The 5,484-nt window shown below is 68.8% G+C and carries 4 protein-coding genes and 1 pseudogene; all 5 read left to right on the top strand.

The features are described 5' to 3' along the window. Positions 1-921, top strand: a pseudogene (locus VD972_RS32410) (glutamine synthetase); the annotation flags it as partial. Positions 922-1,216: 295 nt separating this feature from the next. Then, positions 1,217-1,666: a Fur family transcriptional regulator gene (locus VD972_RS32405; RefSeq protein ID WP_324992661.1), complete on the top strand. Its 450-nt coding sequence runs from the start codon at positions 1,217-1,219 to the stop codon at positions 1,664-1,666. Between the two features lie 86 nt (positions 1,667-1,752). Beyond that, positions 1,753-3,015: a TonB C-terminal domain-containing protein gene (locus VD972_RS32400; RefSeq protein WP_324992660.1), complete on the top strand. Its 1,263-nt coding sequence runs from the start codon at positions 1,753-1,755 to the stop codon at positions 3,013-3,015. Between the two features lie 149 nt (positions 3,016-3,164). Next, positions 3,165-3,872 (top strand): hypothetical protein, encoded by a 708-nt coding sequence (locus VD972_RS32395; protein ID WP_324992659.1) that lies wholly within the window; start codon positions 3,165-3,167, stop codon positions 3,870-3,872. Positions 3,873-4,050: 178 nt separating this feature from the next. Then, on the top strand, positions 4,051-5,484 hold a 1,434-nt coding region (locus VD972_RS32390), incomplete at its 3' end, for a hypothetical protein (protein WP_324992658.1).

The raw sequence follows: 5,484 nt of genomic DNA, 5'->3' as shown, positions 1-5,484 counted from the left end.
GACGCCGAGCGCCACTTCCACGAGACGGGCAAGTTCGAGTTCATCTCCACCGGCGGCTACTACCACTCGCTGCCGGGTGACTCGCTGCGCTCCTTCATCGACAAGGCTGCCGAGGCCCAGCGCGCCATGGGCTTCCAGAACGAGAAGGACCACCCCGAAGTGGCGCCCAGCCAGTTCGAGATGAACTTCTCCTACAGCGAGGCGCTCATCGCCGCGGACCAGATCCAGCTCTACAAGCTGCTGTGCCGCCAGGTGGCCGCGCAGATGGACCTCACGGCCAGCTTCCTGCCCAAGCCGGTGACGGGCGTGAACGGCAACGGCATGCACATGAACATGTCGCTGTCCAAGGGCGGCAAGAACCTCTTCTACGACAAGAACGGCCAGGATGGGCTCAGCCAGATGGGCTGGGACTTCATCGAACGCATCCTCAACAGCGCCAATGACATCTGCCTGGTGCTCAACTCGAGCGTGAACTCCTACCGCCGGCTGGATCCGCACTACGAGGCGCCCAACCAGATCAAGGCCAGCCCGAACAACCGCGGCGCCATGGTGCGCATCCCCTACGGCAACGAGCGCAGCGCGCGCATCGAGTGCCGCTCGGTGGCCCCGGACGCCAACCCGTACATGGTGCTCTTCACCCTGCTGAAGACGGGCCTGGAGGGCACGGCGCCCCAGGAGGACGCGGAGACCAAGCGCAGCCGCACCCGCTTCCTGCCGGACAACATCTTCGACGCCATCCGCCTCTTCAAGGGCAGCCAGTTCGTCGCGCAGGCGCTGGGTGAGAACGTGCAGGGCAAGTTCGCCGAGCTCAAGCTGGCCTCGGCCGAGCGCTGCCCCAAGCAGCTGGGCAGCCGCGTGAAGATCTCGGAGATCCAGTTCCACCACGAGGTGACAAACCAGTACCTCTGGAACATCTTCTAGGCCGTCAGCTATTGCCACTGAGGTAAGAGGGCCGCCGCTCTCCCAGGGACCAGGGAGGGGGCGGCCCTGTTGCTTTCCTGCTGGACACAGCCACAGGCCCCCAGTTATCGCCTCCTGGGTTCAAATGAAATCGAGCTACATGAGCACCTCTCCTGGCAACACCCGGCGGCCTGTCTCCTCGCAGTCCCGAGTCCGAACGCACCCGGCGCGCCGGCCTGGCCCTGCGGGCAGGGTCCTCAGCGACTCCCCGGGACGGCGCGTGAAAGTGCAGGGCAGATCGGCTATGGGGGCGGCCATGGCCGCCAAGAAGGGCTCCGCACAGCCAAAGCTCGCTGAGTTCCAGGAGAAGATCCGCGCCGCGGGGCTGCGCAGCACCGCGCCTCGCGTGGCCGTGCTGCGAGAGCTGGAGTCGGCCACTGCGCCGCTGAGCCACGCGGATCTCGTGGACGCCCTGGGCGGGGATGGCTACGACCGTGTCACCATCTACCGGAACCTGACGGACCTGACGGAGGCCGGGCTCGTGATGCGCGCGGACCTGGGCGACCACGTGTGGCGCTTCGAGCTGCGGCGCGCCGGCAAGGAGCACTCGGGCACCCACCCGCACTTCACCTGTACGGACTGCGGGACGGTCTCCTGTCTCCCCGAGGAGTCCGTCCGCATCACCTCGGCCCGGGGGGCCCCCAAGGCCATCGCCGCGCGCGCGGTGGAGGTCCACCTGCGGGGCCTCTGCGATCGCTGCGACTGAGCACTGCCGCGCACAGCAGCGCCCGGCTGTCCACCGGATGACGGCTCGGAGTTGAGCGCGAGCCGTCTTTCTGGGAGCGTAGAGCCATGCGGCGCTCACGCCTCGGATGGGCCGGGCTCCTCTCGGTCCTGCTTCATGCGGCGATCCTCGCTCTGCTGTGGGAGCATGAGCCCGTGCGCCCTGTGAGCGCGCCACCCGAGCCTCCTCCGCTCGTGGTCGAGGTGATCTCCGAGCCTCCCAAGCCTCCCAAGCCTCCTGCCCCCACTCCCGCGTCTCCACCAGCGCCGCAGCCGCCGGCCCGTCCCCCCGAGCCCACGCCCAAGCCCGCGCCCGACAGCGCTCCCGCTATTGCTCCAGAGCCCGCTGCTGCTCGAGCGCCCGATCGCGATCCAGAACCCGGGAGCGCTTCGCCTGAGGCGCCCGCCCCCACGCCTCTCCCCGAGGACACACCGCTCGCGGAGGAGACGCGGCGTCCCTCGCTCCTGCCCCCCACTCCAGAGGGGGGTTGGAGCGTGCCCGGCACCGCGGAGGCCCCGCGCGGACGGACGCTCCTCCCAGGAGACCCGAGCCTCTCCCCCGAGGTGCTGAAGGCCGAGGAGCGCGCCCGCGTGAGCGCTCGGGTGCAGGCCTTCGCCGAGGATGATCTCGCAACGCTGCGGGTGGAGAACGGCCTGGTGCACCCGTACTTCAGCGAGCTCCGCGCCTCGCTGGAGAAGCAGATGGAGCATCCTCCGATGTTCGACGTGAAGAGCACCGGCAAGCGGCTCGCCGAGAACTACCTGAAGCAGGCCGAGAGCTACGGCGCCACTGGCACCACGCACAAGAACCCCGGTCCCATCGGCCGCGAGCCGCCCACTGCCTTGGAGCGACTCGAGGCCCTCTCGAAGGGAAACCCGGCGCATGACTCCATGCGGGCCTTCCTCCAGGCGGGCGAGGCCATGCAGCAGCTCGCCGAGCCCTCGCCGGACCTCGTCATCGTCCTGGAGCTGCAGCAGGCCCCAGACGGCCAGCTGCGCTCCGTGCAGGTGGTGGAGCGCAGCGCGAACAAGGCCTTCGACAAGTACGTGCTGGAGGCAGTGCCTCCCGCGCTGGCAAAGCTCACACCGCCGCCCGAGCAGGCCCTGGGCGTCCACCCCGAGGGCATCCGCACTCTCTGGGCGGTGGAGGGCCGCGTGGTCTACCTCCGCAAGCTCTCGGAGCTGGAGGGCCAGGACGCCTGGTACGTCGCGAGCGCGGCGGGCCTGGGCGTGCTCTCCGGCCGCTTCGACGAGACCACCGGCGATGTGTACGTGATTGATATCCGCAACCCGAAGTTCGTCTGCCGCTCCCGCCTGCTGCGCGTCTGGTGAGCAGAGCAGCGCTCGGCTGCCTGTCCGCCCTGCCTGGCTGCTCTCCGAACAGGAAGGGGCCTGGGAAGAAGCCCTCGGTTGGCACGAGCGGAGAGGCACCCCACCGTTCCCCCCGAAGTTCATTCAATCCAGCTCAAGGGGATTCGGGCATGAAAAAGCTTATTGCAGCACTGGCCCTGTGTGTGGGTACCGCGGCCTTTGCGGAAGACATCAACCAGAACGACAAGCTCCAGAAGGACCAGCAGGCCCAGCAGGAGAAGAAGCGGGACGCCAGCCAGGTGTTCACGCAGAAGCCGGGTGACTCCATCCGCGAGTCGCAGCGCAAAGCGGAGGAGGGCGTCGACGCCACCCAGGTGGGCCCGAAGATCGGAAAGGCGGCCAAGGACGTCACCGGCATCCAGACCGAGAGCGAGGGCACCTTCAAGACCGCCCAGGCCTTCTCGATGAGGGGGACGCTCAAGGACAAGACCGCCGAGGGCGTGACGATCGAGCGCCCGGGCCTGCCGGCCGCGGACCTGGACATCCGTGACAAGACGGCGGTGTGGCTGGACGGCAAGAAGGTGAAGAAGGACGCGCTGCCCGAGGGCGCGCAGGTCCGGGCGAAGTTCCAGCTCGAGGGCCAGGACATCGTCGCCGTGGAGCTGCGCGCGACGACGCCCAAGGGCACCAAGACGCCCGCCGCCAAGCCGATGAAGGACGACACCCTGCTCAATGACGGCACGGGCGGCTCCGGCACGCTGCGGGATGACGCGAGCGAGCTGGAGGGCGACGTGAAGAGCGGCGCGAAGGACATGAAGGACGAGGTGAAGGACGAGACGCACGAGATGCGCGACGACGTGAACAAGTCGCTGCGGTAGTCCAGGCGCTCGCCTCGAGGCTCGGGCCCGCTTCCCTCTCCGGGGAGCGGGCCCTGCTGTTTCTGGGAAAAGCTCTTCCCTGCGTGAGGCCGCGCTCACCCCTCCCGGACCGCCAACGCCCGCCTCCAGCCCGGTACGGCGTTTGCTTCTGATCCACCGGTCGAGGAGGCAACACAACGTGAGACGGAGACTGTTGGGGGCGTGTGCGGTGGTGGTGATGGCGGTGGCGTGGGCCTGTGGTGGCTCCATCAAGGAGACCCCGCCTCCCGTGGACATTCAGGAGGAGCCTCGGCTCCCCAACCCGGACCCGAAGCCGGACTCGGGCACACCCCCGGATCCGGACGCGGGGCCGCCGGACTCGGGCACTCCGCCGCCGCCGGACGCGGGGCCGCAGCCTGAGCCCCCACCGGATGCGGGCACTCCGCCGCCGGACGCGGGGATTCCTCCGCCGCAGATCGGCCCGGGCCCGTGGCCGAACGAGCCGGTGGTCAACTACTCTCAGCGCTTCAACCTGGGGCGCGTGCGCTCCGTCGGCGTGGATGACGCGCACAACCTCTGGCTGCTGGACGGCGAGCGGATCGGCGTGCTGCGTCCGGGGGACACGGCGCCCCGGTGGGTGAGCAACATCGGCCAGGCGTCGCAGGGCTTCGGGCCGGACAAGCTGGCGCTGGCCTCCACGGTGATCTGCGGCGGGAGCGCGGGCCGTGCGTACGTGGGCTACATGGCCGGGGATCTGCCGAGCGCCTTCATCTACAGCCCGGATGGGCGCTCGTTCCCTCACTACGACGATCCGGATCCGAGCCGGTTCGACCCGGTGATGTATCAGGAGTACCAGAAGGGGGACGTGGACGCGGTGAAGCTCAACGCCGACGGCACCATCTCGCTGGAGGAGCACCTGCAGCGCTCGGCGCGCCCCAACGGGCCGCAGGACATCGGCATCCGCAACACGAACGATCACCACTTCGACGAGGATCGCTCGGTGCTCACGTGCACCAAGGTGATGCGCGGGCAGTTCAAGGGCGAGGTGTATATCGGCACCAACCACGGCGTCACCCGCATCCAGGGGCTCGTGTACAACAGCCACCGGCACCCGGTGTGGTTCAAGTACGACGTGGATGAGAGCGGCCGCGAGCGGAGGACGCAGATGACGGGCCTCTCCTACGCGCTGGGCATCGGCCAGGGCGGTGAGGTGCTCATCGGCAACGACTGGAACCTGGGCGTGGTGGTGCCCTCGCAGCGGCTGGCGGACTGGGACGACACGACCCAGAGCGTCAACCCGGAGCGGCTCAACAGCTACCTGCCCGAGGTGAACAGCCTGGAGGAGAAGGACTACTGGCGCGGCGTCCAGCAGACGAAGGATGGGAGCTACTACGCGGCCAGCAAGGACTTCGGGCTGTGGAAGTTCACCATCCGGGACCGCACGGAGGCGCACGCCACGAAGGTGGCGGGGCTGCCCACGGACGCGCTGCTGTCGCTGGCGGCCACGGATGACGGCTCGCTCTTCATCGGCACGTCGGGCCAGGGGCTCTGGCGGCTGGATGCGCAGCAGCAGCTCACGCGGGTGGACGGCGTGGCGGGCGACACGGTGAAGGAGCTGTTCTACGATCCGACA

The organism is Hyalangium sp. (genome assembly GCF_035629615.1).
Lineage (GTDB): Bacteria > Myxococcota > Myxococcia > Myxococcales > Myxococcaceae > Hyalangium.
This window is presented reverse-complemented; position numbering and strand designations above follow the sequence as displayed.